Annotated in this window: 17 protein-coding genes and 5 pseudogenes; 19 read left to right on the top strand and 3 right to left on the bottom strand. The window is 46.6% G+C overall.

Features of this window, described 5'->3' with window-relative positions; genetic code table 11:
- The first annotated feature begins 205 nt into the window (after nucleotides 1-205).
- The 3 genes from ACTWJ7_RS21120 (at nucleotide 206) to ACTWJ7_RS21110 (ending at nucleotide 5,431) form a co-directional block, all read left to right on the top strand.
- Nucleotides 206-2,275 carry a bifunctional aldolase/short-chain dehydrogenase gene (locus tag ACTWJ7_RS21120; protein ID WP_301878875.1) on the top strand — a complete coding sequence of 690 codons (2,070 nt, stop codon included), beginning with the start codon at nucleotides 206-208 and terminating at the stop codon, nucleotides 2,273-2,275.
- A gap of 18 nt (nucleotides 2,276-2,293) precedes the next feature.
- On the top strand, nucleotides 2,294-3,565 hold the full coding sequence (gene rhaA, locus ACTWJ7_RS21115) for an L-rhamnose isomerase (RefSeq protein ID WP_079344287.1): 1,272 nt from the start codon (nucleotides 2,294-2,296) through the stop codon (nucleotides 3,563-3,565).
- A gap of 192 nt (nucleotides 3,566-3,757) precedes the next feature.
- Nucleotides 3,758-5,431: a ribonuclease J gene (locus ACTWJ7_RS21110; protein WP_079344288.1), complete on the top strand. Its 1,674-nt coding sequence runs from the start codon at nucleotides 3,758-3,760 to the stop codon at nucleotides 5,429-5,431.
- Between the two features lie 157 nt (nucleotides 5,432-5,588).
- Here ACTWJ7_RS21110 and ACTWJ7_RS21105 read toward each other — a convergent pair whose 3' ends face one another.
- Nucleotides 5,589-6,671, bottom strand: a complete 1,083-nt coding sequence (locus ACTWJ7_RS21105; protein WP_024633852.1) for a bifunctional 3-deoxy-7-phosphoheptulonate synthase/chorismate mutase — start codon at nucleotides 6,669-6,671, stop codon at nucleotides 5,589-5,591.
- 570 nt (nucleotides 6,672-7,241) lie between these two features.
- Here ACTWJ7_RS21105 and ACTWJ7_RS21100 point away from each other — a divergent pair.
- The 5 genes and pseudogenes from ACTWJ7_RS21100 to ACTWJ7_RS21080 all read left to right on the top strand — a co-directional run bounded on the left by ACTWJ7_RS21100 (nucleotide 7,242) and on the right by ACTWJ7_RS21080 (nucleotide 12,832).
- Complete coding sequence (locus ACTWJ7_RS21100; protein WP_301878874.1) at nucleotides 7,242-8,225, top strand: LacI family DNA-binding transcriptional regulator; 984 nt, start codon at nucleotides 7,242-7,244, stop codon at nucleotides 8,223-8,225.
- Between the two features lie 169 nt (nucleotides 8,226-8,394).
- Nucleotides 8,395-9,869, top strand: a pseudogene (locus ACTWJ7_RS21095) (glycoside hydrolase family 32 protein).
- 27 nt (nucleotides 9,870-9,896) lie between these two features.
- Nucleotides 9,897-11,287: pseudogene (locus ACTWJ7_RS21090) on the top strand (sucrose-specific PTS transporter subunit IIBC); the annotation flags it as partial.
- 123 nt (nucleotides 11,288-11,410) lie between these two features.
- Nucleotides 11,411-11,863, top strand: a complete 453-nt coding sequence (locus ACTWJ7_RS21085; RefSeq protein WP_443146399.1) for a PTS sugar transporter subunit IIA — start codon at nucleotides 11,411-11,413, stop codon at nucleotides 11,861-11,863.
- 552 nt (nucleotides 11,864-12,415) lie between these two features.
- Nucleotides 12,416-12,832, top strand: coding sequence for a hypothetical protein (locus ACTWJ7_RS21080; protein ID WP_443145848.1), 417 nt, complete (start codon nucleotides 12,416-12,418; stop codon nucleotides 12,830-12,832).
- Between the two features lie 165 nt (nucleotides 12,833-12,997).
- Here the strand turns inward: ACTWJ7_RS21080 and ACTWJ7_RS21075 are convergent.
- Nucleotides 12,998-14,720 (bottom strand): annotated as a pseudogene (locus ACTWJ7_RS21075) (cellulase family glycosylhydrolase).
- A gap of 302 nt (nucleotides 14,721-15,022) precedes the next feature.
- On the opposite strand from ACTWJ7_RS21075, the gene ACTWJ7_RS21070 reads away from it, so the two are divergent.
- The 5 genes and pseudogenes from ACTWJ7_RS21070 (at nucleotide 15,023) to ACTWJ7_RS21050 (ending at nucleotide 21,167) form a co-directional block, all read left to right on the top strand.
- Entirely contained in the window at nucleotides 15,023-15,853 is an 831-nt protein-coding gene (locus ACTWJ7_RS21070) for an amidohydrolase family protein (RefSeq protein ID WP_301878871.1), read from the top strand.
- 419 nt (nucleotides 15,854-16,272) lie between these two features.
- Nucleotides 16,273-17,715 carry a 6-phospho-beta-glucosidase gene (locus ACTWJ7_RS21065; protein ID WP_079344295.1) on the top strand — a complete coding sequence of 481 codons (1,443 nt, stop codon included), beginning with the start codon at nucleotides 16,273-16,275 and terminating at the stop codon, nucleotides 17,713-17,715.
- Between the two features lie 286 nt (nucleotides 17,716-18,001).
- A pseudogene (licT, locus tag ACTWJ7_RS21060) lies at nucleotides 18,002-18,831 on the top strand (BglG family transcription antiterminator LicT).
- Between the two features lie 217 nt (nucleotides 18,832-19,048).
- A pseudogene (locus ACTWJ7_RS21055) lies at nucleotides 19,049-20,936 on the top strand (beta-glucoside-specific PTS transporter subunit IIABC).
- 51 nt (nucleotides 20,937-20,987) lie between these two features.
- Nucleotides 20,988-21,167, top strand: a complete 180-nt coding sequence (locus tag ACTWJ7_RS21050; RefSeq protein WP_179132561.1) for a hypothetical protein — start codon at nucleotides 20,988-20,990, stop codon at nucleotides 21,165-21,167.
- Here the strand turns inward: ACTWJ7_RS21050 and ACTWJ7_RS21045 are convergent.
- Nucleotides 21,164-21,754, bottom strand: coding sequence for a biotin transporter BioY (locus ACTWJ7_RS21045; protein WP_301878869.1), 591 nt, complete (start codon nucleotides 21,752-21,754; stop codon nucleotides 21,164-21,166). The two genes, ACTWJ7_RS21050 and ACTWJ7_RS21045, sit on opposite strands and share 4 nt — an antisense overlap.
- 130 nt (nucleotides 21,755-21,884) lie before the next feature.
- On the opposite strand from ACTWJ7_RS21045, the gene ACTWJ7_RS21040 reads away from it, so the two are divergent.
- The 6 genes from ACTWJ7_RS21040 (at nucleotide 21,885) to ACTWJ7_RS21015 (ending at nucleotide 25,619) form a co-directional block, all read left to right on the top strand.
- Nucleotides 21,885-22,730: an ATP-binding cassette domain-containing protein gene (locus tag ACTWJ7_RS21040; RefSeq protein WP_301878868.1), complete on the top strand. Its 846-nt coding sequence runs from the start codon at nucleotides 21,885-21,887 to the stop codon at nucleotides 22,728-22,730.
- Nucleotides 22,715-23,164, top strand: coding sequence for an ATP-binding cassette domain-containing protein (locus tag ACTWJ7_RS21035; protein ID WP_443145847.1), 450 nt, complete (start codon nucleotides 22,715-22,717; stop codon nucleotides 23,162-23,164). Before ACTWJ7_RS21040 ends, ACTWJ7_RS21035 begins: the two co-directional genes overlap by 16 nt.
- Nucleotides 23,165-23,226: 62 nt before the next feature.
- Nucleotides 23,227-24,390 (top strand): CbiQ family ECF transporter T component, encoded by a 1,164-nt coding sequence (locus ACTWJ7_RS21030; RefSeq protein WP_443145846.1) that lies wholly within the window; start codon nucleotides 23,227-23,229, stop codon nucleotides 24,388-24,390.
- 175 nt (nucleotides 24,391-24,565) lie between these two features.
- On the top strand, nucleotides 24,566-24,874 hold the full coding sequence (locus tag ACTWJ7_RS21025; RefSeq protein WP_024628740.1) for a hypothetical protein: 309 nt from the start codon (nucleotides 24,566-24,568) through the stop codon (nucleotides 24,872-24,874).
- Nucleotides 24,875-25,044: 170 nt separating this feature from the next.
- On the top strand, nucleotides 25,045-25,245 hold the full coding sequence (locus ACTWJ7_RS21020; protein WP_443146459.1) for a hypothetical protein: 201 nt from the start codon (nucleotides 25,045-25,047) through the stop codon (nucleotides 25,243-25,245).
- Entirely contained in the window at nucleotides 25,173-25,619 is a 447-nt protein-coding gene (locus ACTWJ7_RS21015; RefSeq protein WP_443145845.1) for a GNAT family N-acetyltransferase, read from the top strand. Before ACTWJ7_RS21020 ends, ACTWJ7_RS21015 begins: the two co-directional genes overlap by 73 nt.
- Nucleotides 25,620-25,630 lie beyond the last annotated feature (11 nt).

The raw sequence follows: 25,630 nt of genomic DNA, 5'->3' as shown, positions 1-25,630 counted from the left end.
CCGAGAAGGATTCAAGCTTCTTTTGAGGATAAAATCTCACCCAAACACTCTGACCAATACGTCAGGGTGTTTCTTTAATAGTGAATCATTAGAACAACCTCCTTTTGAATTTTTCCGTTTATATTTAAAATCTTTTGTTTTCAAAACAAAACAAAGATGATAAACTCTGATTAGGAATAAAACAAACATTATCGGAGGGGAACAAATGGTACAGAGTTTATGGAATTCATCACAGGCTTCGGAGAAAACAACCGGACTGGAGCAACTGGTCTATCGATCCAATCTGATTGGTGCAGATCGTCGTGTTTGTAACATTTTCGGAGGTAACACGTCTACCAAAACGACGGTGAAAGATTTTCGCGGCCGTGATATAGAAGTGATGTATGTAAAAGGCAGCGGATCTGACCTCGCTTCTATGCAGGCGAATCATTTTACAGGCCTTGGACTTGAAGACATTCGTCCATTAATCGAACGTGAATCCATGTCGGATGAAGAGATGGTTGAATATCTGGGACATTGCATGATCGATTCCAAACATCCACGTGCGTCCATTGAGACGTTGCTGCATGCGTTCCTTCCATATAAACATGTGGACCATACCCATCCGGATGCAATTATTAGTCTGTGTTGTGCAGATAACGGAAAAGAACTGGCGAAAGAGATTTACGGGGACCGATTTGTATGGGTTCCTTATGTGCGTCCCGGATTCACACTATCCAAGATGATTGCTGAAAGCGTATTCTCAAATCCAAACGCCGAACTGGTTCTGATGGAGAAGCACGGACTTGTGACTTGGGGAGAAACCTCCGAAGAATGTTACGAGCAGACGATCAAAATAATTAATGAAGCGGAAGCCTTCATCGAAGCACGTGTTGACGAAGAAAGCCTGTTTGGCGGAGAGAAACATCCCGCGCTTGAGGCAGAAGTTCGTCGTCAGATCGTATCCAAAGTAATGCCGACCATTCGGGGAGCGGTATCGGATAGCAAAAAAATGATTTTGTCCTTTGACGATCAGGAGGATGTGCTCGCCTTTGTTGGAGGAGTGGACTCACCAGAGCTGTCACAGGTGGGCGCGGCGTGCCCCGATCATTTGGTTCACACCAAAGTGGTACCTCTATTCATTGATTGGACACCGGACGCGGAGGATATCGAAGGGCTGAAGTCCAAGCTGGTGGAAGGCGTAGCCGCCTACAAAGAACAATATCAAGCGTATTTTGATAGCAATAAAAACGAAGGTGACGTGATGTTCGAAGCTGCGCCTCGTGTCATTCTCATCCCGGGTGTGGGTATGATTAACACAGGCAAGAGCTGGGCGCTGTCCCAGGTAAGCGGGGCATTGTATCATAGAGCCATTGCCGTGATGCGTGGTGCGACAAGTTTGGGCCAATTCGTATCCCTCAGCGCCAATGAATCCTACAATGTTGAGTACTGGCCGCTTGAGCTGTACAAATTATCGCTTGCTCCGGCAGAGACCGAATTTTCCCGCAAAGTGGCGTTCATTACCGGGGGTGCCGGTGGAATTGGAAGTGAAACGGCTCGCAGATTGGTATCCGAAGGGGCACATGTCGTTCTCGCGGATCTAAACCTTGAAGGAGCGCAGAAGGTAGCTCAGGAAATTAACGACCAATATGGTGCGAATCGCGCATATGCATTGAAGATGGATGTAACCGATGAGGAAGCCGTGCAATCAGCATATGCCGAAGTTGCTGTCCAATATGGCGGAGTGGATATCATCGTGAACAATGCGGGCTTGGCCACCTCCAGTCCATTTGACGAAACATCCTTGAAGGAATGGAACCTGAATATGAGTGTGCTGGGTACGGGGTATTTCCTTGTGGCGCGTGAGGCCTTCAAATTGATGAAACAGCAGGGGATTGGGGGCAGTATGGTATTTATCGGGTCCAAAAACTCGGTTTATGCGGGTAAAAGTGCCTCTGCTTACAGCTCCGCCAAAGCGCTTGAGGCTCATTTGGCTCGCTGCATCGCCGCGGAAGGTGGGGAATACGGCATTCGTGTGAATACAATTCTCCCGGATGCCATCCTGCAAGGTTCAGCGATCTGGAACGGTTCATGGAGAAATGAACGTGCAGCAGCCTATGGCATCGAACCGGACCAACTGGAAGAGTACTATCGTAAACGTACAACTTTGCTCGTCAATATTTATCCAAGAGACATTGCGGAAGGCATTGCCTTCTTCGCATCTTCCAGATCGGAAAAAACAACCGGTTGCATGATGACCATTGATGGCGGTGTGCCGGCAGCATTTACACGATAATAAGGAGGGTTTTCGCACATGGAAAATCAAGTCAAGCAAGCATATGAAGCAGCCAAATCATTATATGCCCAGCATGGAATTGATACGGATGAAGTGTTGAAGAAACTCGCGGAGATCAAAGTGTCTGTCCACTGTTGGCAAGGGGACGATGTAAAAGGCTTTCTGAATAAAGACGGGGAACTCACGGGCGGAATATCCGTTACAGGACAGTATCCGGGGGCTGCATCGACGCCTGCAGAGCTTCGGGCAGACCTGGAGCAGGCATTCTCCATGATTCCCGGCAAACATAAGGTTAATTTGCATGCGATTTACGCGGATACGGACGACCAAGTGGAGCTGGATCGGATTGAGCCAAAGCACTATGAGAACTGGGTAAAATGGGCCAAAGAACAGGGGCTCGGTCTGGATTTCAATCCAACCTGCTTTTCTCATGAAAAATCAAGTGACGGATTCACGCTAAGTCACCCTGATCCGGAGATTCGCAAGTTCTGGATCGATCACTGCAAAGCATCACGCCGCATTGGCGCTTACTTTGGTGAGCAGCTGGGTCAGACCTGTGTAACCAATGTGTGGGTACCGGACGGGTTCAAGGATAATCCGATCGATCGGATGACACCGCGGAAACGGCTCAAGGATTCGCTGGATGAAGTATTTGCTGAGAAGCTTGATCCGAAGTATCATCTGGATGCGGTAGAGAGCAAGCTCTTTGGCCTTGGTTCCGAAGCGTATGTTGTGGGTTCACATGAATTCTATATGGGATATGGACTGCAAAATGATACGTTAATCTGTCTTGATGCCGGACATTTTCATCCAACGGAAGTGATATCCAACAAACTGTCTTCGCTGGCGCTGTTTACCAGCGGTATTCTGCTCCATGTCAGCCGTCCAATGCGTTGGGACAGTGACCATGTTGTCATTATGGATGATGAGCTGCTGGAAATCGCCCGCGAACTGGTACGTCATGATCTGCTTCCAACGACACATATCGGCCTCGATTTCTTTGATGGAAGCATCAACCGGGTTGCTGCGTGGGTGGTTGGCACACGTAATACGATTAAAGCACTGCTACGTGCAATGTTGGAACCTGTGGATGCCCTGAAATCAGCTGAACTGGCCGGGGATTATACGCTTCGCCTTGCTTTGACGGAAGAGTTCAAGTCCTATCCTTTCGGCGCGATTTGGGATTATTATTGTGCTCAGCAACAAGTGCCTGTACGTGAACAGTGGATTGCTGAGATCAAAACGTATGAGCAGGAAGTTTTGCTTCAGCGCGATAAGTCTTTCGTTTAGCTTGTCATCATATTAATCATGAATCAGATAATGCAAGCCACAGTGGAGAAACCCTTCGCTGTGGCCTTTTTGTATGGGGAAGAAAGCTGCGCGATGCATAACTGGGGTCAAAATTTCCATACTAAAAATACATAAAAAAATGCAACGCATTATTGTTGTCATTATTGCAACGCAGAGGAGGATCAATCCGATTTGGATCTCGCCCACAACAAATTGTATATCGCTGCTCTTGGCGGATTGAATGAAATTGGCAAGAACATGTACCTCATCCAGTATAATCAGGACATCATTGTCATCGACTGTGGTTCCAAATTTCCGGATGAAACCCTGCCGGGGATCGATCTTATCATTCCGGATGTAACGTATCTGCTGGAAAATCAGGACAAGGTGAGAGCGCTTGTGGTTACTCATGGACATGAAGACCACATTGGAGGCATTCCTTATTTATTAAAACAAATCAATATCCCTGTGTATGCGTCCAGACTAACACGAGGATTAATTGAGCTTAAACTGAAAGAGCATGGGCTGCTGCGCAAAGCGGAGATCCATACGGTTGACTCCAAATCCAGTATTATGCTGGGTGCCATTGAGGTTTCTTTTTTTGCAACCAGTCACAGCATACCGGATTGTCTCGGCATTTTCTTTCAGACACCAGGCGGCAATGTCGTCCATACCGGGGATTTCAAGTTTGATTTGTCACCTGTTAATGGGCCATATCCCGATCTGCATCGTATGGCCGAGATTGGCAAACAAGGTGTTCACGTACTGCTGTCCGAAAGCACCAATGCAGAGAGGCCCGGATTCACGCCTTCCGAGCGTGTCGTTGGTGATCACATATTGGATGCGTTCATTCGTGCCAAACAAAAAGTATTTATATCAACCTTTGCGTCCAACGTAAGCAGGGTACAGCAGATTGTAAATGCAGCATTCGAAACGGGGCGTAAGTTGGCACTGCTGGGCAGAAGTATGATCAATGTGGTGTCCGTTGCCAGTGAACTGGGGTACCTTAATGTACCTGAGGGGCTGCTCATTGAAGCAATCGATTCGGACCAGTTTCCACCTGATGAGGTCGTTGTGCTCTGTACGGGAAGTCAGGGTGAGACGATGGCTGCATTATCCCGCCTGGCTGCCTCCAAACATCCTCATGTGAAGATTGCACCTGGAGATACCGTTATCATTGCCGCTGGTGCGATCCCGGGAAACGAGCGCAATCTTGCGCATGTCATTGATAATCTGTATGTGCTCGGTGCACGCGTTATTTATGGTTCAAGCGGCGCAGCAGGCATGCACGTATCAGGACATGGTAGCCAGGAAGAACTCAAACTGATGCTGACCCTGATGAAGCCTGATTATCTGATTCCTGTTCACGGCGAGTTCCGTATGTTGTATCAGCATAGACAGCTCGCGGAGTCTGTGGGGATTGAACGAGATCATGTATTTATCGTAAATAATGGGGATATGATTCAGTATCAAGATGGTGTTGCTTCTTCGGGTCCCAAAATTGCTTCAGGCAACAGTCTGGTTGATGGTCTGCTCATGGGCGATGTCGGGAATATCGTTCTGCGTGACCGCCGGCAACTGTCCTCCGATGGAATGTTGGTGATTGTGACTACGCTAAGCAAAACGGAGAAACATATGGTTACAGCTCCCGAGATTATCTCCAGAGGTTTTGTATTTGTGAAAGACTCCGAGGAATTCATGAAAGAGCTTCATGAACTGGTTCAAAACAAGATGAATGAACTAACCGAAAGCGGAGCGAATCAATGGAATGTGATCAAAAGAAAGCTGAAAGACGAGATCGGTCATTACATCTACGCTCAGACGAAACGAAGACCGATGATCCTGCCCATTATTATTGAAGTATGAGGAAAGGGAGAATACTGTCAAAGCTGCTGCGTGTCATGTACTGGAACAGAGACTCCTGCTAGGAAATTAAGATGATCAAAAGCCTGAGAAATGTGTGTTCATACAGCATTTGTATGACCACACATTTTAGTCAGGCTTTTATTGTTTGTTAATTAACTTATTGATCCTTCAGCAACCCCGATTGTCTCACAGATGTGAGGAACTGGTTGAATTGCTCGATGTTTAATTGCTGTGCGCTATCCGAGAGGGCCACCGCCGGATTTGGATGAACCTCGACCATAACACCATCTGCACCCGCTGCCAGAGCTGCCTTGGCACAAGGAGCGAGAATGTCTTTGCGACCGGTAGAGTGGGTGACATCCACAAGTACAGGAAGGTGGGTTTCCTGTTTCAGAATCGGCACTGCAGAGATGTCGAGTGTATTTCGGGTTGCTTTTTCATACGTGCGAATGCCTCGTTCAATCAGCATGACCTGTTTGTTACCCCGAGAGACAACATATTCCGCAGCATGCACGAATTCGTCAATGGTTGCAGACAACCCGCGTTTCAGCAGAATAGGGATGTTTACATCTCCCGCAGCCTTGAGCAGTTCAAAGTTTTGCATGTTACGGGCACCGATCTGGATCACATCAATATACTCGCCAGCCAGTTCAATATGACTTGGATGCACAATCTCACTAATGGTCTTCAGCCCGAACTCATCGGCAACTTCCTTCAGAATTTTCAATCCTTCGATTCCGAGTCCCTGGAAGTCATATGGAGAAGTACGAGGCTTGAATGCACCTCCGCGCATCACGGTAATGCCTGCTGCTTTCAGCGCTGCGGCGACCTCGCGTACCTGCTCGTAACTTTCAACCGAGCACGGTCCAGCAATCATGATCGGTTTGCCTGCACCTACCTTGACGTTTCCGATGGATACGACCGTATCTTCTTGCTGATTTTTGCGGCTAACGAGCAGCTGTTTCTTGTGTTCGTCGACCTGAAGGTTCAGGGAGGCTTGGAAAATTTGTTTGAACAGGAGCTTGATGGCATCGTCTTGGAAAGGCCCCGGGTTAGCCGCAGTCAGTTCCTCCAGCATTTCTTTTTCGCGAACCGGATCAAACTTGGGTACACCCTGTTTTTCCTTGATTTGACCAATTTCCTGTGTAATTTGGGCCCGTTCTGACAACAAGTGCAGGAGGTTATGGTTAATTTCACTCAATCGGCCTCTTAATTGTTCCAAGTTCTTGCTTTGATCCATTCTGATCCACTCCTTCAATATAGGTTTATGCAAAAAAACACAAAAAGGCCCTTCATCCGTAAGGGACGAAGAAGCCGTGGTACCACCCTAATTAGAAACGGTCCTGCTGTTTGAATACAGCCGATCTGTTTCTCACTTTGACCTTTTAACGCAAGGAACGGATTGTCCTAGAAGCTGGACCTTGAGGAGCAGCTCTTCAGCAATCGGCTCGGGAGTGAACTTCGGCGGCATGTTCCTTTCGGGTGCTCTCAGTCTTCGGCACCGCGTCCCTGTAATGAACGATAACTCCGCGTACTCTTTCCGTCATAGCCTGTATGAATAATGATGTTCTGTGCTGTATTTCATGATGCACGTTACGAATTGAAGTTATACTAGCATCTCATGTTCCTTGTCTGCAAGAAGCTGAATTAATGCCATGCATCAATAACGCTTTACCGTGACGCATTATACATCTGCTTCCAGTGTCCTGTGTGATTTACTAATAGCTTCAAGGGAATAGTATTCGCAAGGGTCTGCCATTCGAAGTATAATATAAGTGAATGCATGCGAATGTGAATAAGAGGAGAAATTATGAATAAAACGATTTCGGATATCGCCCAAATGGCAGGCGTGGCGAAGAGTACAGTCTCTCGTTTCCTGAATGGTGGCTCGGTTAGTGAAGATACACGGCAGAAAATTGAGCGCATTATTAAACAATATAATTACGTACCCAATACGTTTGCACAGAGTCTTAAAGCCAAAAAAACCAGTATTATTGGAACGGTTGTTCCTCGTCTGGATTCCTTTGCAACCTCCCAGACATTGATTGGCATCGATGAAGAATTAAGAAATAATCAGTATCAGATGCTGATCGCGAATACGAGCCAGGATATGCAACGCGAGATTGATGCAATATATGATTTTGCCAGACAAAAAGTGTCCGGCATTATTCTGCTAGCCGCCGAAGTGACCGATGCACATCTGAAAGCCGTTGAAGACATCGGGATTCCGGTCCTCTTAGTAGGACAGCAGCATAAACAGCTGCACAGTCTGGTTCATAATGATGATCAGGCGGGGTATGAGATGGGTAAGCATGTTGTGGAAAAAGGCCATCGGAAGATCGTCTATATGGGTGTTACCGAGAAAGATCAGGCGGTGGGTATTCATCGCAAACAGGGGTTCAAGCGTGCAATTGACGAATGTGGCGGATGTGATGTGACGTATTATGAGACAAGCTTCAAAATGTCCGAAGCTATCGTTACCGCAGAAACGATTATGAAAGAGAGCAAACCAACCATTATTGTGGGCGCAACGGATAATATCGCACTGGGTGTGATGAAAATTGCTTTTTCCAACAAGGTACGAATTCCCCAGGATCTCTCGGTTACCGGATTTGGTGGTTATGAAATTACCGAGATGATTCATCCTACGCTAACGACGGTGAAATATCATTATTTTGAGGCAGGTCAAGTGGCGGCCCAGCACATTATTCGTCTGGTTAAAGGCGAGCCAGTGGAACAGTGCACGATCCTTGATGTAGAGATTATTCCACGAGAAAGCGTTGACAAGATATAAATGAATCCTATATGATAATTCCATCGAACCGGTTCCACACCAAATATCCAATGCGGATATGGGAACACGGTGCAGGCGACAAAGCCATATGGAATTATTTTTTTAAGTATATTGGAACCGGTTCCTCTAATTTAGGTTTTACTTTTCGCGAGGATGGAGAACACTTTTTATGAAAATGACTAGAGAGCAGCGCTACAGACGAATCGAGCAGGCAGAGCCTGGAGAAATAGGCAAGCTGGAAGCTTTGATCTCAGCATGTCCGTGGAGACAGAATTACCATATCCAGCCTATAACCGGACTGCTTAACGATCCTAACGGATTCTCTTATTATCAGGGGTATTATCATTTGTTCTATCAGTGGTTTCCACTCGGGACCGAGCATGGAATGAAATATTGGTATCATACCCGTTCAACGGATCTGGTGAACTGGGAAGAAGTCGGAATTGGAATTCAGCCGGGTGACACATACGACTCACATGGGGCGTATTCGGGCAGTGCTATTGAAAAAGAAGGTCAACTGTATCTGCTGTACACAGGCAATACAAGAGATCAAGAGTGGATCAGGCATCCGTATCAGTGTCTGGCGATTATGGATGAAAGCGGTTCAATAGCCAAAGTGGATCAACCTGTAATCTCCGATGTACCTTCTGGGTACACAGAGCACTTTCGAGATCCAAAAGTATGGCAGCAGGGGACACGTATTATTGTGTGATTGGAGCCCAGCGCGTGGATGAGACCGGGTGCACAGTATTATATCGCTCGTCAGATCTCAGAAACTGGACGTTTCTTGGAGAGATTCATACTGGGCTACCGAAGTTTGGCTACATGTGGGAGTGCCCCGATTATATGGAGCTGCAAGGTCAGGGTGTGCTGATCTTTTCTCCTCAAGGAATAGAAAGTCAGGGAGATGAGTATCAGAACATTTTTCAGTCGGGCTATCTGATTGGCGAACCACTGGATCTTCAGACAAGGCATTTCGAACATGGTCCGTTTCAGGAGCTGGATTGCGGATTTGACTTTTATGCCCCGCAGACGATGCAGGCGCCGGATGGACGACGAATTCTGGTGGGATGGATGGGGCTCCCGGATTTGGAGTATCCGACAGACCAGAGTGGATGGGCTCATTGCCTGACAATTCCGCGGCAGCTGTCACTTCGGGAGGGCAAGGTAATCCAGCAGCCTGTCACTGAAATGGTGAAGCTTCGCGGGGATGATGAAGGGAATCATATGGAATTCACGCTGGAAAATGAGACCCGATCCTTCGCGGACTTTGCTGGAATTGCTTATGAGTTGGAATGTGAGATCCGTGATTTTGACGCCGAGACCGTAGGCATTGAATTCCGGGCAAGCGCAGAAGAGAAGACTGTGTTGCAGTATGATCGCTTGGCACAGAAAGTAATCCTGGATCGCTCCGAATCAGGCGCCCCGCTCGCGGAGCGGAATGGAAATGTGCGGCGCTGCGCACTGCATGCAGACGTGCTTAAGATTCATATGTTTGTGGATTCTTCTTCCGTTGAGATCTTTGTCAATGATGGAGATGAAGTATTCACAAGCCGTATCTTCCCTAGTAAGGAAAGTGTGGAGATTCGCTTCTTTGCACAGGCAGGCAAGGCAGAATTTCAGGCATCAAAGTGGGATTATTAGAGTATACCGTGAGAGGAATGAAGAACCATGTCGGATAATCAGCAGATTGCCCAGGACGTTATTCGTGCCATCGGGGGCAAAGAAAATATCGCGTCAGTTGCACATTGTGCAACACGTCTTCGGATCATGGTGAATGACAAGGACAAGATCGATCAGAAGCAGGTCGAGAACATCGACAAAGTGAAAGGTGCTTTTTTCAACTCGGGCCAGTATCAGATCATTTTCGGAACAGGAACCGTAAACCGGATATTTGAAGAGGTAGAGAAGCTGGGGATCGAGGGAACTTCCAAGGAAGACGTGAAGAGTCAGGGCAAAAAGGAAGGCAATGCTTTTCAACGGGCCATTCGTACGTTTGGTGACGTTTTTGTACCGATTATTCCTGTGCTCGTGGCAACGGGGCTGTTCATGGGGCTGCGGGGGATGCTCACTCAGAATGAAATTCTTTCGCTATTTGGTGCAACACCTGAAGACATTTCGCCCAATTTCCTGCTATTTACTCAGATCCTGACGGATACAGCATTTGCATTTCTTCCTGCACTAGTAGCTTGGTCTGCGTTCCGCGTATTTGGCGGAGTCCGGTTCTGGGTATCGTTTTGGGTCTGATGCTTGTGAATCCGGCGCTGCCAAATGCGTACGCTGTGGCCGATGGATCGGCACAACCGCTGCATATGTTCGGGTTCATACCGGTAGTCGGGTATCAGGGCTCCGTGCTGCCTGCGTTCTTCGTGGGGTTGATCGGAGCGAAGTTTGAGAAAGTTCTGAGAAGACGTGTACCGGAGGCACTGGACTTAATTCTTACCCCTTTTATTACGCTGACGGTCATGATTACGTTGGGACTCTTCGCGATCGGCCCGGTATTCCATTCCCTGGAGGAGTGGGTGCTGCATGGAACGACTGCCGTATTGGGACTGCCATTTGGTATTGCGGGTATTATTATTGGTTTCTTTCATCAAATTATTGTCGTTACCGGTGTTCATCACATCTTTAACTTTCTGGAGATTCAATTGCTGGAGAAAACGGGCTTTAATCCGTTCAACGCGATTATTACCTGTGCTATGGCTGCACAAGGAGCGGCTTGTCTGGCGGTGGGGTTGAAAACCAAAAATACGAAGCTGAAAGCACTCGCACTTCCTTCGTCATTTTCTGCATTTCTTGGGATTACCGAACCTGCTATCTTCGGGGTTAACTTGCGGTATATGAAACCATTTATCATGGGGCTTGTTGGAGGCGCTGTTGGTGGATTTCTCGCATCCTTGTTCCACTTGCAAGGTACTGGTATGGCGGTGACGGTTATTCCGGGAACTCTGCTGTATCTGAACAGTCAATTGCCTTTGTACATTTTGTCCAATGTGGTGGCTATGGGAATTGCCTTTGCACTTACCTGGTTCTTTGGATATAAGGATCAGCCCGTTGCGGAGGAAGTATCGAGCCATGCAGAAGAAGAGAACAAGTCGGAAGTTCCGGCGCAAAAGTCAAACCCATCTGCCAGCCTGGCTGTGAACCATCGTACAAAAGTAGGTATCCTGGAGATTGCCTCACCGATGACAGGCACAGCCGTTGCTTTGGAGCAGGTTCCTGATCCTGCATTCTCGGAAAAGCATATGGGAGAAGGGATCGCTATCGAGCCTTCTGAGGGTAAAGTATTTGCACCTTTTGACGGCGTTATCGCTCATGTGATGAACAAGAGCAAACATGCAATAATTCTGGAACATGAAACGGGTGTTCAGATGCTAGTGCATATTGGAATTAACACGGTTGGATTGAAGGGGGAAGGTTTTACCGCACATGTGAATAGCGGCGACACCGTAACCGCAGGACAACTGTTGATTGAATTTGACATGGAAGCCATTCAGGCTGCAGGACTTCCATTGATTACACCTGTGCTCATTCCCCATGGGAACGATCGGATTGAACAGGCGATGGCTAATTTCACAGGCCCTGTCCAAGCTAATGGGGAAGCACTAATCGTTGTGAAATTTACTGAACCGCAATAAGAGAAAAATTGAAAAAAACAGGTCAGAAAATGCAAAGAGACCCGGTGTATATCACCAGGGTTTATTTGCATTTTTATGTATCATTTCTTCAAAACGGAAGGTGTCAAAAAGAATAATACGTCAGGGCATATTGCATCAGAAAGGAGCGGATTTGCAATCACCGTTCCAACCTCCATAGGCAAAATCACCTTATTGTTATCACTATACTGCCGATTATGTTACGACTGATTTGAAGCTGAAGTAAAATAAATCCCCATTGAAAAAAGGCCTGTTTTACCGATTTTTGGTTTGGAATGCACACATGTAAGCGATTAATGAGAGATATATCTGCGTTTTGGACTCGAATAACTCGATATTTTCTTCCGCTCATGATAGACCGAGCAACATGGCGCATGACAGCGAAAAGAGAAGTTTAAATAAGAAACGCTCACCCGAATGCCCAGGAATGAATCAGAACAGTGCAGAATTCCAATGCAGTTGAATTGCGGAGATAAGGATAGAGGACTATGATTCGCACATAACATACTCCAGACGGCATTTGCAGGATCTGATGTGAAGGCGAGGTTGGCGGTAATGGATGAAGTAATGATGGTTGTATCGACAGGATATGGTGAGGCGGGTAAGAATTTTGTGGAGGTATTACTGAAGAGGGGATTTGCAGTTGTTGTACTTGTCCACAGTGAAGAGGAGAAGAAACAACTTCAAGCACTTGGTGCAGTCACTGTGTGCTCCATTCAGGACACTTCAGGCCGTAATCAGTTTCCGCCCGAATTCGTTGTGAAAAACGCCTTTGTCTTCGAAAATAACTTGCCACAGTGCTGCCAGGATATTGAGCTGTGTCGCACCTTGTGTCCGCAACAACTCTATGTCGTTTCCAGCAATAGGGCTCGTGTTGGGCTTGTATATAAAGGCCTGGGAGCAACATATGTCATTCACAGCCGAAATGGAGATGTTTCATTTTTATTGTAAACCGCAACACGAAAGACTGAGGCGGCGAAGTCGCCTGATCATGCTCTCCTATCGCCAGTGGGATTTAACCACGTAAAAATGAAAAACGTTCTGTCCAGAGCCCTGTGCCCTGGACAAAACGTTTCGTGAAACCCAATCTGCTATAGATTGGGCTGTAAAACCCTATTAGGAAGAGATTCCGACAACACTGGAACCATTCTTTGTAATTTTGTACGTAATGATGTCTCCGCTCCAGAAGTGGAACTTAAGAATGACTTCGCCATTATTCGTTTCGTTGAAAAAGTTTTGTTTCAGTTCAATCACGTTATTACTGTAATTCGGACTGAAGGTGTAGGAAAATTCTTTGAATGAAGTCCAGTTTTGCGGACCCGCGTTCCCTCCATTTGTATACGTTGCTTCCATGGTGGCCAATTGATTGCCATTAAAGGTAGTCGGAATCGCAAATGAGCTCGTTGTGCCCGTTACATTACTCAGTTTAGGCGTATCATACTTGATGATATTCAGGTTCCAGTTTGCGCCTTTGTTGAATTTGATGGTCAGCTTGGCATTGACGCCAAGATTGCCGGAAGTGGTCAGTCTGGTCAATAGACTGGATTTCAATGTCAGCACATCACCACTGATGGTGTAATCCGTTCCATTCACAAGGGTTGTATTACCATTGACAAGAGAACTAAATGTATTGCCATTGAGATTCAGTTTTACGGTTTTATCCTGAATTGCAGCCCCTTTTTTCAGATATACCAGATCGGATTCAGCAGTGGACGAACGACCTGTCCAGCTTGCTTTCATCGTGTTATACAGGTCAGGGTCAGACCAGGTGAAGCTGGTACGGCCGAAGTGCTGTCCATTATCCCATAACATGGTGGTCATTTGCTTCGAACGGAGGTATTGGCCAATGAATTCAAAGAATTTCAATTTCTCACCTTGCTCAATGACGCCTGTGTGCTGATCAAAGCCGAGCAAGCCATACTCACCGACGATAACCGGAATGCCTTTGGCAGTAAAAGCATTGTACACACGGTCGAAGGTATCCGTAATATCCTTTTGCACTTCAGCATTATATTTCGTATACCCAGCAATATTTACGCTGAATGGCCAGAAGCCATAGTAGTGGACTGTAGCGATAAGGTTAGGATCATTCAATTTCGCAATCGTCTGGGATAATGCATCAAGATCTGGTTGAGCGGAAGAGGTATGCAACGTTGGGAGGACCAATGGACGTGTTGCATTATTTCCCCCGATGCTCTCACGATTTTATGAAAAGATACATTTAACTCATCCAGCAACGCGTATGCAGTAGCAGTATTCGTTGTACCACCTTCGGTGAAGCGTGGTTCATTTACACTTTCGAACATCAGCTTGGTGGACGCATTTTTGAATTTGTTTGCAATTTGAGTCCAGGCAGAGTTGTACCGTGCAAGAACATTGGCATGGTCATTCTCCATATAGCTGATCCACTGCCATGAATCGTGATGGATGTTGATCATGACATACAGATTAGCATCAAGTGCCCAGTTTACAACCTGTTGTACCCGATTCATGTAAGCGGTATCAATAGTGTAGTTGGGTGCTCCCCCATGTGAGCTTGCCAGGTCACTGGAATACGAATACTCTTGTAGCCTTGATTGGCGATACTTTGGATCAACTGCTGAGTAATTAGCGGGTTACCCCAGGCCGTTTCATCTGCACCAACAGCATCCAGTGAATTACCGAGATTCCAGCCCGGCTCCATCGCAGTAACGTAGGATTGAATATTAGTAGGAGCTGCGGCAGCACTTGTCTGAACCGTCTCATCTGTAGCAGCAGAGGCGATGGCGGATGAGAACAAGGACAGGATCATTGCTGTTACGATAGTGAGTGAGAGGACCGATTTGCGGTTTTTGTTCATTAACATAATCTCCTTTATTGTGGAATAGTAGAATAGTTTATCATTCCTGTCTGTTTTGGGAACAAGCCCAGCACGTCACAAGTTAAGTGACAATAAAATGGGATCACCTCCAAATAAAGTATTGAAAGCGTTTTCTGAATTGTAAATATATCATGTTTCAAGGGATGTACATACCCTTATTATTGGAAGAAAATTCATATAGAAATTAGTGATTACACAAAAGACATTTTTTGCGGAAAGGAAGAATAGCGTTGCAATCATGTATTTCTTTCGGTTAAATAAAGTTACAGGAGGAGATATCCATGAAGCTGGATTCACATCAACATTTCTGGAGCTATAATACCGCCGATTATGGATGGATTGGGGATGATATGGGCGTAATTCGCCGTTCCTTTCTTCCAGAGGACTTAGAGCCGTTGCTTATCAATTCAGGATTTTCGGGATGTGTCGCTGTCCAGGCAAGACAATCCGTGAAGGAGACGGAATGGCTTCTGCAATTGGCAGAGCAGTATGCGTTTATCAAGGGTGTTGTGGGATGGGTCAATTTGTGCTCAGCTGAAGCTGAGAGTCAGCTTGAGAGATATGCAGCGAATCCCTGGTTGAAGGGAGTACGTCATGTCATACAGGATGAACCTGATCTGAAATTTGTAGTGCGTAAGGATTTTCAGCGAGGCATCGCTCTGCTTCAGCAGCATAATCTGGCGTATGATCTGCTGGTGTCCAAAGAGCAGCTGCCTTACGCAGTGGAGCTGGTGAGAAGCTTCCCGGAGCAGCGTTTTGTGCTTGATCATCTGGCGAAACCGGATATTAAGTCAAGGGAGCTATCACCTTGGATGGAAGCTCTCTATTCTCTGGCTGAACATCCGAATGCGTATTGCAAGCTCTCCGGGATGGTTACTGAAGCGGATGGGGAGAATTGGGAGCAGGAAGACTTTACAGCTTATCTAGATGTCGCCATCAATGCTTTTGGTTCGGATAGATTAATGTTTGGCTCGGATTGGCCTGTCAGCATGGTGTCGGCTACATACTCCGAAGTACTTGAGTTAGTTAGGAACCATGTGTGTACCTTGTCTGAAGCGGAACAGAATATGATTTTCGGAGGTACCTGTAGAGCTTTTTATTTGCAGGACTGAAGCTGACTCACCCCGGAGAAACATTAATGATATTGACAGTGTCCTTATTCCTTGCTAAAGTTTTATCCATCCGCATAATTGTGATCTGGGAATGTTACCGATATGGGCATAACCTGAGCTGGCTTGTTTACACTGCAACGTGTATCCAGGCTGGTTCGGGTTTTTTGTATTTAAGTTGAACGAACGATTTTACATTGGACACTGCGCTGACAGAACAATCTTCCGATCTCTGTAAAGGCGAAGCGTATGCTTCCGAAGCAGCTTTCTTTCAGAAAGCTTTTAACTCCGCTTCTCCAGATTTTTTCTGTCCCCTCCGTTTATGATGTAAATGTGTAATTCAACATAAATATTTTGTCATATTAGTGTTTCTTGCGATTGGAGCGGATAACAGAATTACATATTTGGAAGGAGATTGAATGATGACTAATTTTAAGTTTCCCAAAGACTTTTTGTGGGGTGGAGCCATTGCTGCCAATCAGGCGGAGGGCGCTTATCTGGAAGATGGCAAGGGACTAAGTATTGTTGACTTGCTGCCGACAGGAGAGAATCGCAGAAGCATCATGAAGGGCAATGTTCCTGCATTGACCCCGCTGGAAACTGAGTTCTATCCTTCACATGAAGCGATTGATTTTTACCACCGTTATCCCGAGGATATTGCTTTGTTTGCCGAGATGGGATTCAAAGCGCTGCGAGTGTCGATTGCCTGGGCACGGATTTTCCCGACCGGAGAAGATGCACAGCCAAATGAAGCGGGATTGCAATTTTATGATCGCTTGTTCGATGGACTGTTGAAGCACGGTATTGAGCCTGTGGTTACGCTCGCTCACTTCGATGTACCAGTTAATCTAATTGAGAAATATGGCAGTTGGAGAAGTCGTGAACTGGTGGGTCTTTTTGAAACCTATGCCAAAACCGTATTCAGCCGTTACAAGGACAAGGTGAAATACTGGATGACCTTCAATGAAATTAACATGCTGCTGCATCTGCCATTCCTGGGCGCGGGTCTTGTCTTCAAGGATGGTGAAAATGTGAAGGAGATCCAGTATCAGGCCGCACACCATCAATTGGTGGCAAGTGCGCTGGCTGTTAAAGCCTGTCACGAGATAATTCCCGGCGCAATGATTGGCTGTATGCTTGCGGCAGGCAGCTTCTATCCGTATACATGTAATCCGGAAGATGTATTCCAGGGCATGGAGAAAGACAGGGAGTCCTATTTCTTCATTGATGTTCAGTCGCGAGGAGAGTATCCGGGTTATGCTAAACGTTTCTTCAAGGACCATGGATTGAATATTGCCATGCAGCCAGGTGATGACGAAATTCTGAAAAACCATACCGTTGATTATATCGGATTTAGTTATTATTCAAGTCGTACAACCTCCACGGACCCTGAAGTGGTCAAAAACATGACGACCGGCAATGTATTTGGTTCTGTAGCGAATCCATATTTGGCAAAATCGGAGTGGGGTTGGACGATTGATCCCAAAGGTATCCGTATTACAGCCAATCAACTGCATGACCGATATCAAAAACCGCTGTTTGTTGTGGAAAATGGATTTGGAGCCAATGATGTGGTTACACCTGAAGGTGAGGTTGATGATGCGTACCGCATTGATTATCTGAAACGCCATGTTGCCGAGATGGGTGAAGCTCTGCAGGACGGTGTAGAGATAATCGGTTATACCAGCTGGGGGCCTATTGATATTGTCAGTGCTTCTTCGGGAGAAATGAGAAAACGCTATGGTTACATCTATGTGGATCGTGACAATGAAGGTAAGGGTGACCTGAAGCGAATCAAGAAGAAGAGCTTCCACTGGTACAAAAATGTTATTGAATCGGATGGCAGCAATTTAGGTGAAGAGTAAAAAGTGCATTATCGGGATAATTCTCCCTCATATGATCGGAAGGACCATTCTTCATGGAACTTCCGATTGTTCCCTCATTGAAAGCGTTGACATATATGTCTCTTCGCGCTATACTTGACGCAATTATATCGTTTTGGGATTGTTACTACTTGAAGTAGGCAAAACCTAAGCACCAAAAAAACAGACGTACATGTCTTGTTTATTTTGTGATGCTTCAGGTTTTTTTTGTACGCCCAAAAGGTGATATATGACTGCCAAGAGAGTGGATCGTGACGGGGGGATTGAAGTGAAAATAGCAAAGGTTATCAACAATAACGTCATTAGCATCTATCAAGCGGATGGAGCAGAGCTTGTCGTGATGGGGCGTGGGATTGCCTTTAAGAAAAAACCGGGGATAAAGTAGACGAGACCCGCATCCAGAAAGTATTTGCGCTTAAAAACAAGCAGACATCCGACAATTTCAAAATGCTGCTGCGCGAAGTGCCGATGGAACTAATCGAGATAGTAGAGGAAATTATTACCTACGCCAGAGAGAATCTCGGTCGCAATTTGAATGAAAATATCTATGTTTCCCTAACAGATCACATTAACTTTGCGATTGAACGATATCGTGAAGGGGTTGAAATCAAGAATGCACTGATGTGGGAAATCAAACAGCTGTACAAGGCTGAGTTCGGATTGGGTCTGAAAACGCTGGAGCAGATTAAGACCAGACTGGATATTGAGCTTCCACCGGATGAAGCAGCGTATATTGCCCTGCATATTGTCAATGCAGAGATGAATGAAGAAGTCATTACAACGATGAACATCACGAAGTTTATTCAACAGATTATTAATATAGCAAAATATCACTTCAAGATGGAATTCGATGAAGAGTCTCTCAGTTATTTTCGCTTCATTACGCATCTGAAGTTCTTCTCCCAGAGGGTATTAAGCGGAACGCATTATGACAACAACTATGACCACTTCTATGACATGATCAAAGAGAAGCACCCGGAAGCAGCGGCATGTGCGGAGAAAATCGAAATGTTCGTTAACAAGGAATATAACCATCAGCTTACCAACGAAGAGAAATTGTATCTGACCGTCCACATTGAACGTGTCGTTAATCGTTAATAATTAAAATGTTGACAAATTTGGTTAAATCATAATAATATGAGATTAACAGGAATTGAATACGATTTAACTGGGATTGTTACTGGTTATGCAGGCAAAACCTAAGTCATGAGAAGACAGGACCCGATTTGTGTCCAAAACTTACTCAAGGCTTAGGTTTTTTGCGTGCAAAAAAATCGGTAAGATGCCTGTTTTAGTAAATATGGGGGTGCACAGCATGAGTCAGGAAAAACTCGCAAAAGAGATCGTCGAGCTGGTCGGCGGCGAAAAGAATGTGGTATCACTGGTACATTGCGCAACACGTTTGCGGTTTGTATTGAAGGATGATGCCAAGGCAGACAAAGCCAAGCTGGAAAAGACAGAGGGAATTATCGCAGTCAAGGAAAACGGGGTCAGTTCCAGGTGGTCGTTGGCAATAAGGTGCCTGAAGTTTACAGCGCCATTGGTCAGATCAGCAACATTTTGGATGACTCTTCCGAAAAGGAACAGCCGAAGAAATCCGCAAAAGGCCTAGGCGGCATTATTGATGTGATTTCCAGTATTTTTGCTCCGCTGCTAGGGGTTATGGCGGGGGCCGGTATCCTGAAAGGATTGCTGCTCATTGCAAGTAATGTCGGCTGGCTGGAAACGACGGAAACCACGTATAAGATCTTGTTTGCGGCGGCAGACAGTCTGTTTTATTTCCTGCCGTTGCTGTTAGCGGTTACAACCGCCCGCAAATTCCAGGGTAACATGTTTGTGGCGATGACGATCGCAGGCGCATTAATCTATCCTTCCATCGTTACACTCAAGGCGGAGGGTACGCCAATTGATTTCTTCGGGATTCCTGTCATTTTGATGAACTATTCATCTACCGTTATTCCTATTATTCTGGCAGTGATCGTCATGAGCAAATTGGAGAAATTCTTCAATAAAGTTCTTCACGAAAGTGTGAAAAATTTTGTCACTCCATTATTTTTGCTTGTCATTATGGTACCTCTTACCTTGCTCGTATTCGGTCCATTTGGAGTATATGTAGGTAATGCCATTGCATCAGGACTCGTGGCCGCCTTCGGATTCAGTCCGTTATTGGCAGGAGCCGTTATGGGTGCAAGCTGGCAGCTGCTCGTTATTTTCGGAATTCATTGGGGTCTCATTCCCGTATTCATTAATAACGTTGCTGTATATGGGCGTGATGGCGTCAAGCCGGCTGCGACAGCTTCCATCTTCGCACAGACCGGAGCTGCCTTCGGTGTTATGCTGAAAACCAAAAATAAAAAGCTGAAAACGCTGGCAGGTTCATCTACACTGACAGCCCTGTTCGGGATTACTGAGCCTGCCATCTATGGTGTGACTCTTCCACTCAAACGTCCATTCATCGCAGGAGTTATCGGTGGTGCGGTAGGTGGGGCCATCATTGGTCAAGCAGGTACTCAGGCATTCGCTTCGGGCGCTCCAGGCCTGCTGACTTTACCGATCTTCTATGGACCGGGTGGAGAGGGCTTCCCTGGACTGATCCTTGGGATCTGCGTATCCTTTGTTGTTGCGGCTGCACTGACCTACATTATGGGATTCAAAGATCCGGTTGAAGAAGAAGAAAAGAAAAAAGCACGGAAACCACCAAGCCATCCGAAAGAACAGCGGCTTCATCGGATCAAGAAGTACTCAGCCCGATCGAGGGAACCATTGTGGATCTTAGCGATGTACCTGACCCGGCATTTTCATCGGGCGCGATGGGCAAAGGCATTGCCATTGAGCCAGCAGTCGGCCGAGTCGTTGCTCCTTTTGACGGTACAATTACCGTGGCTTTCAAGAAGAAACATGCACTGGCTGTTGTATCGGATACGGGGGCTGAGATTTTGGTCCATGTCGGGGTGGATACGGTTAAGCTAGATGGTCAGCACTTTACATCACATATCCAGGAAGGTGATCGGGTGAAAGCGGGAGACTTGCTGCTGGAATTCGATATCGCTCAGATCAAGGCTGCAGGTTATCATACGGTAACACCTATCATTGTAACGAATTCTACGGATTATGAGGAAGTGGTTCCTTTGATTACGGGACAAGTTCGGGTTCAAGAACCGTTACTTACCCTGTATGGTGGTAAGGGACCGGAACAAGAGTAGGAATAGGAACAAAAGCCGTGTCCAACGTAGAACAGAATGTTTTCTGTTTACGTGGACACGGCTTTTTGGCTGTTAACCAATCAGATTCAAATTCACCAGATCCTGAACCTGTCCCATCATGGAGATTGGATCTTCCCGAAAGCAGTCTTCCATCATGCGGTAGACCTGGCCGTTCTGTACTGCCGGAAGCTGCTGCCAATACCTGCTGCGTTCAACTCAATGAAGTCTTAAGAATCTGCTCGTACAACCGTTGAGTTCATGTTGCCAGTCAGTCGCTGTGGAGGGAAGACCATGCGAACAGGTGCGATGATAATCGCAGCGAACAAGGCTTTGATCAGATCACCGATGATGTAGGGATAGAATCCTTGAATCATGGCCTCGGGTAACGACATTTTGTAAGCATAGGCCAACCAGGGCACGCCCGAAACATAGATCAGCATTGAACCAAACACCTCAAATACAATAAAGGCCAGGAAATAACCAACGAATCCGTTCAGTTTGATTTTACTGAGCAGCAATCCGATGATCAATGCGGAGAAGGGCCACATCATGACATATCCCCCGGTAGGCCCGAGGAGTACAGCCAGTCCACCTGCGCCATGCAGAAGCGGGAAACCAATTGCAGTCAGGATGACGACCATAGCGATACTTAGAAAACCATATAATGGACCAAGCAGTCCGCCTGCCAGCATAACCGCAAGAGTTTGCAATGTAATCGGCACAGGAGAGAAACCAATGGGAATACTTATGTATCCAAAAATAACAAGTATGGCTGCCATGAGTGCGCTAAATACAATACCTCGCAAAGACAATTTCATGTTTGAACATTCCTTTCAATTTTGGTAATCTTATTGTTAACCGATCAAACGAATGTGGTTAACGATTTGGATCGTACCACAAAAGATTCAAAAGGGAAAGGACCAATTTAAGATGCAAGACGTTACACCTTTGATAACACTAGAAAATGTCCGTGTTCATTATGCGTCCGAGTCAGGGCGTGTTCGTAAGGCAGTGGATGGAGTTTCACTGAAATTGATTCCCGGAGAATGGATAAGTATCGTGGGAGCCAATGGTAGCGGCAAAAGTACGCTGGCTGGGCTGCTGATTGGATTCATTCCGTTATCCGGCGGGGAAAGAAAGGCTTCTCCAGAACTGGTTGTTCGTGGAGTTCTCCAGCAGCCTGATGCGCAGGTACTTGGGGATACCATTGAGGAGGAATTTCATTTTGCCTTAGCCTCGTTGCTTGAATCTCCTGAGGAGCACTTACGACGGAGAGAGCACGCTTTACATACGGTAGGGCTTGAGCATCCGCCAGAGGCGGCCATATCTATGCTGTCTGGAGGACAGAAGCAGCTGCTTAATATCGCGGTTGCGCTGGCGGCCAAGCCGGATGTACTCATTCTGGACGAACCTACGGCCATGCTTGACCCTGGAGCCAGAGATCGAATGGAAGCTGTAGTTCAAGCCATTGTCCAGCAAGGGACAGCAGTAATCTGGATTACGCATCATTTGGAGGAAGCGACGCTGTGCGATCGAATTATTGCCATGGAACAGGGAAGCTGCGTTTACGATGGAACGCCTGAGGTTTTCTTCTATGGAAGGGAGAGGCAGGAGACGACGGCTGAGGCTGGAAAAGAAGCACAACAACCATCGCCCTGCGAAAAGCTTGGGCTTGCTCCACCTTTTACGGTGCAGACAGCTCTACTCCTGAAACGAAAAGGTCTGCTCCAACATGCGACACCTCTGCGACCTGAGCAGTTGGTTAAGGAGGTAGCCCTTTGGCAATCGAGCTAGAACATGTAGGCATTGCTTCGTCACAATCGGACAGAAGAGCGCTGCTTCAAGATATCACTGTCCAACTGAACCGTGGAGAAATCACTTTGTTGCTGGGCTGCACAGGGTCAGGTAAAACCACACTGCTGCAAACAATCGCAGGTCTAAAACCTCCAGATGCGGGTAGCCTCAAGCTGGACGGAGAGCCTTACTGGCAGAAGGGGAAAGTACCACAGTCCATTCTGCTGCAAATGGGGTTGGTCTTTCAATTTCCCGAGCAGCAGCTATTCGCCCGAAGCATTGGGCGTGAATTTGCGTATTCCCTACGTCCATATCGTCTACCCGAAGAACAAAAGAAAAGGCAGATAAATGAGGCGCTTGAGCGCTGGGACTCCCCGACGGGGGACATGAAGGGGAAGAACGATTTCATCTGGACAGATCACCCTTTGCACTAAGTGGAGGCGAACGGAGAAGACTGGGGCTCGCCCTGGGAACGGCTGCGCAGCCTCCGTGGCTATTGCTCGATGAACCGAGCGCCGGATTGGAAGCGCAAAGTGTAGTCACGCTGCTGGACGTATTGAATCAGCATCGAAATGCAGGTGAGGGAGCCATTGTGGCTACGCATGATCTGGACACGTTTTTACCTCTTGCGGATCGTGTTCTTTTGTTGCAAAAGGGACGTCTGGTTGGTGATGTTTCACCAAAAGAACTTCAGGCTAGGCCAGAATTACTGGAGCTTGCCGGAATTGGGCTTCCACCTTCCATGCAATTGGCACAGCAATTCGCGGCGGCGGGCATGCCTTTGCCTTTTACTGCGTTGACCCCGGAGGAAATGGCTGAAAGTATTGTTCAGTTCGTTAATGAGCCGTTAGAGCCAAAGGATGATGCCGTTGATAATGAGGAACAATTCAGAGATGAAGATAGGCATGGCTTGTCACACTTCGACACTTCGGGAGGAGAAGACAGACAGGAGGCTATCTACGCCCACGCTGAATCAGGTTCAAGCAGAGGAATATATGGAGCCATGGACCCGCGTCTGAAATGGGTTTTATACATTTTGCTCGTGACTGCGACGATGCTACAACACCACTGGCTAGGTTTGTCACTCACGTTGGTTCCGGTATTGCTGGCCCTTGTTGTGCTGCCTCGTCACACTTTGACTGGATGTATAAAGTTAATGAAGCCGCTGGTACTGTTTTTTCTCGTATCCACAGCGTTATCGGGTACGACTCTTTCTACAGAAGGAGGCGGTCTACAGTTCGGATTTTCCCTGATGCAGGCGGAAGCGACGTTACTGAATGTGTACCGTTTGTTTATCGTCACGTTGGCAAGTCTTTGGTTTTCACTGACTACGCCTTATGGGCGCATGGTGGAAGGACTGAATTGGGTGCTTGCCGTCGGCAAAAAAATTAAGCTGCCCGTGTCATCGTTTGCACTCGCCGTGTCTTTAATCTTCCGTTTTATCCCGATGATCTGGAGTGAATGGCAGCGCTTCTCGCTGATCGTCAGGGCACGTGGCAAAGCTGCATTACGACCAAATACGGTACGGGTACGTGATCTTGGTCCGATGGTCATTCCCTTGCTCATGGCGCTGTTTCAGCGTGCAGAGGACATGACGATAGCGATGGAAATGCGAAAAGTCAGAGAGATTCCATGCTTGGAGCACGCTCCTCCTTATTGATATGGTCCAAACGGGATACGTGGATTTGTATGATTGGACTTATTGTCTTTGTATTTTATATCTGGATCAGAGATTGAAGAATGTACTTTTGCCAATGAACATGCATAAATGCTTTCATTCCCGTTCAAACTAAACATGCTTTGATCACCACGAAGCAGATATGGAGGGACGAACGATGAAGGATAAATTTTTGCAAGAAGATAGGAAAGAATATACCGATGTGTCCACGGTGGAGTCGCAGCGAAATGATATCACACTCGAAGAGTTCCCTGAAGGTCCTTACGGCTCATCTCTGATGTCTGAATCTCTTGGCAAAAGCTCGCCGTGGCGAGTGGATCAAAGGACTGCACACCGTTTCGATTATGAAAATCATGAGCTGCACGAAGGGGAAGTACGGGATTATCCCGGTCAGGACGTCTTCGATGAAACGGTCCCCGATAGTGTAACCAAACCACAATACCCGGAAGAAGAAGAATCGGAATGACGTTATATATAAAATAGATGATAGCCTTCGGCAGGATCGTTCTGTCCGGGGGCTATTTTTAGTTGTATCGAAAAAGAAAACAAATCTCCTCAAATTCCACAATATGGGTTATCATAGGCATAGCTTATATTAAATTGAGAAACAATTCATTGCCAAACGGGGATATCAGAATGAGAGAGATTAACTATAACGATTATTTTTGGCAGGATGATCAGGTCAGATTGCGGGCTCTGCGTGAGGAAGATTGGGAAGATCATTATTATAACCGCTTCGATTCACCTGCTCGCCGTTTACTGGAATGTGCAGTGGAGCTGCCCCTACGAATACTGAGGCGAAGAAATTTACGGAAGCCTTTTCGGATTTTTCTCTAGACAGAGGACGGATCATGTTTACGATTGAAAATATGGATGGTGAGAATGTCGGGGCGCTGAACCTGAACAGCATCGATGAAAGGAATGGTACCTTTAGCATTGGAATTCAAATTGACAGGGATCATCGCGGAAAAGGATATGGAACGAGAGCCATTCGAATCTTGCTAAAATATGCCTTTTTCGAGCGTAGGCTTAATAAATTCAACGATTATGTTCTCGAAGGCAATGAACCTTCCGCAGCTATGATGAGAAAACTTGGGTGTGTGCAGGAAGGCGTGCGTCGTCAGGTGATTTATACCGATGGAAAATATCAGGATCTGATCCTGTTCGGATTAACGAAAGACGAGTTTATTGATAAGGAAGGACTTGCGTGAGTCCCATTTTA

This window comes from Paenibacillus sp. 1A_MP2, from assembly GCF_052244825.1.
GTDB lineage: Bacteria > Bacillota > Bacilli > Paenibacillales > Paenibacillaceae > Paenibacillus > Paenibacillus vandeheii.
The sequence above is the reverse complement of the archived record's forward strand: the minus strand, read 5'-3'. Positions and strand labels throughout refer to the sequence as shown.

What these genes read in the sequence shown, in the direction of transcription:
- ACTWJ7_RS21105 (WP_024633852.1), bottom strand. Translation starts at nt 6,671, where the DNA reads ATGGATCAAAGCAAGAACTTGGAACAATTAAGAGGCCGATTGAGTGAA.
- ACTWJ7_RS21025 (WP_024628740.1), top strand. Translation starts at nt 24,566, where the DNA reads ATGAAGGATAAATTTTTGCAAGAAGATAGGAAAGAATATACCGATGTG.
- ACTWJ7_RS21100 (WP_301878874.1), top strand. Translation starts at nt 7,242, where the DNA reads ATGAATAAAACGATTTCGGATATCGCCCAAATGGCAGGCGTGGCGAAG.
- ACTWJ7_RS21065 (WP_079344295.1), top strand. Translation starts at nt 16,273, where the DNA reads ATGACTAATTTTAAGTTTCCCAAAGACTTTTTGTGGGGTGGAGCCATT.
- ACTWJ7_RS21020 (WP_443146459.1), top strand. Translation starts at nt 25,045, where the DNA reads ATGAGAGAGATTAACTATAACGATTATTTTTGGCAGGATGATCAGGTC.
- ACTWJ7_RS21015 (WP_443145845.1), top strand. Translation starts at nt 25,173, where the DNA reads ATGTGCAGTGGAGCTGCCCCTACGAATACTGAGGCGAAGAAATTTACG.
- rhaA (WP_079344287.1), top strand. Translation starts at nt 2,294, where the DNA reads ATGGAAAATCAAGTCAAGCAAGCATATGAAGCAGCCAAATCATTATAT.
- ACTWJ7_RS21085 (WP_443146399.1), top strand. Translation starts at nt 11,411, where the DNA reads ATGACAGGCACAGCCGTTGCTTTGGAGCAGGTTCCTGATCCTGCATTC.
- ACTWJ7_RS21070 (WP_301878871.1), top strand. Translation starts at nt 15,023, where the DNA reads ATGAAGCTGGATTCACATCAACATTTCTGGAGCTATAATACCGCCGAT.
- ACTWJ7_RS21045 (WP_301878869.1), bottom strand. Translation starts at nt 21,754, where the DNA reads ATGAAATTGTCTTTGCGAGGTATTGTATTTAGCGCACTCATGGCAGCC.
- ACTWJ7_RS21120 (WP_301878875.1), top strand. Translation starts at nt 206, where the DNA reads ATGGTACAGAGTTTATGGAATTCATCACAGGCTTCGGAGAAAACAACC.